At 37.5% G+C, this 2891-nt stretch carries 4 protein-coding genes; all 4 read left to right on the top strand.

What is annotated here, in order from left to right; all coding sequences use genetic code 11:
- Window positions 1–128: 128 nt before the first annotated feature.
- A complete protein-coding gene (locus FWF39_RS12270) occupies window positions 129–650 on the top strand; it encodes a hypothetical protein (protein ID WP_343383723.1) in 522 nt (173 codons plus the stop codon).
- 224 nt (window positions 651–874) lie between these two features.
- Window positions 875–2002 carry a hypothetical protein gene (locus FWF39_RS12265; RefSeq protein ID WP_343383722.1) on the top strand — a complete coding sequence of 376 codons (1128 nt, stop codon included), beginning with the start codon at window positions 875–877 and terminating at the stop codon, window positions 2000–2002.
- Between the two features lie 129 nt (window positions 2003–2131).
- Window positions 2132–2584 (top strand): PIN domain nuclease, encoded by a 453-nt coding sequence (locus FWF39_RS12260; RefSeq protein WP_343383721.1) that lies wholly within the window; start codon window positions 2132–2134, stop codon window positions 2582–2584.
- 6 nt (window positions 2585–2590) lie between these two features.
- A complete protein-coding gene (locus FWF39_RS12255) occupies window positions 2591–2776 on the top strand; it encodes a hypothetical protein (RefSeq protein ID WP_343383720.1) in 186 nt (61 codons plus the stop codon).
- The last annotated feature ends 115 nt before the right edge of the window (window positions 2777–2891 follow it).

Here is a 2891-nt window from a genome sequence, read left to right as displayed (position 1 = left end):
AATGGCGTTAATGACGTTAAAAATGGCGTTAATGACGTTAAAAATGGCGTTAATGACGTTCGTAGACTACACTGTCGTCAATTTAAATCAAGACACACACCCATACGTTAGTGATTAAACTGTATAAATTGACTCTCTCCGAAATCTTTACGTGCAAACTAGATAGCGAAGCTTATGGTTTGTTAAATCAGTACCCCAACATGGTTAAATGGTGGATAGAACAAGCAAAAGAGTCGCCCGTATCGTTTAGTGGATTTAGAAATCAATTTTATAGTGCTTGGAAAAATGCTTGGAGCAACTATAACAGTCAACATGCACAAACAAGCAGTTTGGCGGCGTATAATATGTTAAAGCTCTCAAAGGGGCAACCTATAGAGGAGTTAAAGTACAGTTTTGCAGTTATTAGTCCAAGAATAGTAAAAATTGAAGAGGAAAAGCTTGTTTTCCCAACTAAACAATCCAAAAAAGCCCACATACAACTGCTTCCAAAAAGCCCAACACAAAAAACCCTTTTGGAGCAAGCACAAAACCAGTATTGGCAAATTGGACAAATATTTTTAACCCCAAACTGGTGCACCATACCCCTCACAAGATACCTCGACTTAACCAAAGAAAAAGAAGATGCCCTAATACAACAACTCCGCAAATAGCCTATTCACCTGTAAATATGCGAAAATTTTAAAGGTGTATAACAGAATGCTCTTTTTAATTTCAGGGTACATGAACTTTAGAGAAAAAATGAGACCATTTCAAGACGAGTTCGAACCTTTAGAGAATATAGCAACATGGAGTGTAATTATGCAATCAAGTAAACACGAAGGTGTAGACTCTGTTTAAAAGCCAAAAAACCCTCCCACTATTGGAGGCTACGCAAATGAGCACTAACTTTGAACAAAAAGACCAAACATCTGAAGAATGGGTCTACAACTTATGGACAGATCACAGCGACTGGTGTACCAAATGTAAAAACAAAAACAACAAACTTACATTTGACGACCAAACAAAAACCACCACCTGCACCCAATGCAACCACACCCAAACCTACGAAGAAAAAGACTGGGAAATCCTCCAAGCCCAAAGACACATAATCTACCAGTATATGCCAGGAAAATACATTTTTAGCAACCTCACCTCAGAGGAAATTTTTGCCAAATACCTCCGCGAACACAACCACAACGACTGGTCATCATGGGTTATTCATGATTACGTACTTGCCCGTATGAGAAACGACAAAACAATTCAAAATAAACTACGAGATGTAGCCAAATTAATTGTTGAAAAAATGAACTATGATGCCAAACCTTGGCAAACACTGTTTGAAAAAATGGATGCCCCAACCCCAGAAATATTCCATCAAGTACCGCAAATCATCTACGAATACGCCGAGAAAAAACTCCAAGAAGCAACACCCAAAGAAAACCTCTTCGACCAAATGCGAAGTTACCTAGTAACTCTAACAAGCATATACTGTTATAGCAGATGGAAAGGTGACAGAGCAGCCTGCTGGATAACAAGTGAAGTTATAAAACTATGCGATGTCGAAAGCTTCTCAATAGAATTCTACACCGAACTTTTCAACTGCGACCCAATGATAGAAAATTTTCAAAATGACCTACTCACAGAAAAGAAACGAGAAATTAACACCAAAGATTCCTACATTCAATGGCAACTTAACTTATCCGATACCTACCTAAAACAATCCAAAGCCTTTGTAGCAGTTGAAGCAGCATATGAGGCCTTAGGCGCTAAACTTGGTATTCACGCAATATGGCCACCAACAAAAACACTATCGTTTGACATCCACACAGTTAAAAAAGTCACTCAACTACTCAATGATCCCGAACTCTTCAGATTCTACGATCTGGCCACTGAACTAGACACAGTTGATAATGCAAAGGCAGACTATTACGCAAAACTCTTCATTGAAAAAGTAAAAGAGCACATGCCAAGTGTAACCTCACTTGAGCAAGAACAAGCAAAGTCAGCAGCCTACATAACATAACCTTTTTTACTATACGCATTCAACATACCAATCTAAAAATGTCTTAGTACAATATAGAAGCGATTGATTTTTTAGAGAAACCACATATAATGTAAGCAGGCTGATATTATGAGAAAGTTAAAGATATACTTGGACACTTCAACAATTGGACATCTGATAGCCGATGATGTACCCGAAAAAATGGCCGATACTCACGAACTATGGGAACTGTTGCAACAAGATAAATACGAAGTCATTATATCAGACTTAGCTTTTGACGAGATAAATCGGTGCAGCACCGAAAAAAGAGATGCTCTTTTAAAATATATTACATTGATAAAGTATTCTGTTGTGTCAATTACCCCGCAACAGGAGGAGCTTGCTCAAAAATATTTGCAACATGGTGTGTTGAGTAAGAAAAGCTTGGATGATTTAACCCATATCGCCTGCAGCGTTTTGAACAATTGTAATTATGTTGTAAGCTGGAATTTTCGCCATTTTGTCAATATTAAAACCATTAATAGGGTAAATTCCGTTAATGTCTTATTTGGTTTCCGAGAGGTAAAAATAGTGCCGCCGTCAATGTTATTAGAGGAGCTTTAGAAGAAGATGAGAGAAAGCAAGTTTATTGAAGAGATCCACAAAATTCGTGAAAAGCATTATGAGGAAACAAAGGATCTTCCACTTGAGGAAAAACTGGAGCGAATTAAGCAGGGTTCACTAGAGTTTCAAAAACTTGTAGAACAAGCAAGAAAAGAGCAAAAGGGCTCTATAGAAGTAGCACAACCTGTCTAATTTTAGATTTTTAACTTTTATGAAACCCTATTAAAAAAGTTGCTCGTAATTTGCATATGCACGTATGACAACTGGTTTTTACCATTGTTGTTTTCCTTCTCCGTGTTCTCGTTTT

Origin of the sequence: Candidatus Bathycorpusculum sp. (assembly GCF_009778815.1) — an archaeon.
In the GTDB taxonomy this organism is placed as follows: Archaea; Thermoproteota; Bathyarchaeia; order Bathyarchaeales; family Bathycorpusculaceae; genus Bathycorpusculum; species Bathycorpusculum hydrogenotrophicum.
This window is presented reverse-complemented; position numbering and strand designations above follow the sequence as displayed.

What these genes read in the sequence shown, in the direction of transcription:
- FWF39_RS12265 (WP_343383722.1), top strand. Translation starts at nt 875, where the DNA reads ATGAGCACTAACTTTGAACAAAAAGACCAAACATCTGAAGAATGGGTC.
- FWF39_RS12255 (WP_343383720.1), top strand. Translation starts at nt 2,591, where the DNA reads ATGAGAGAAAGCAAGTTTATTGAAGAGATCCACAAAATTCGTGAAAAG.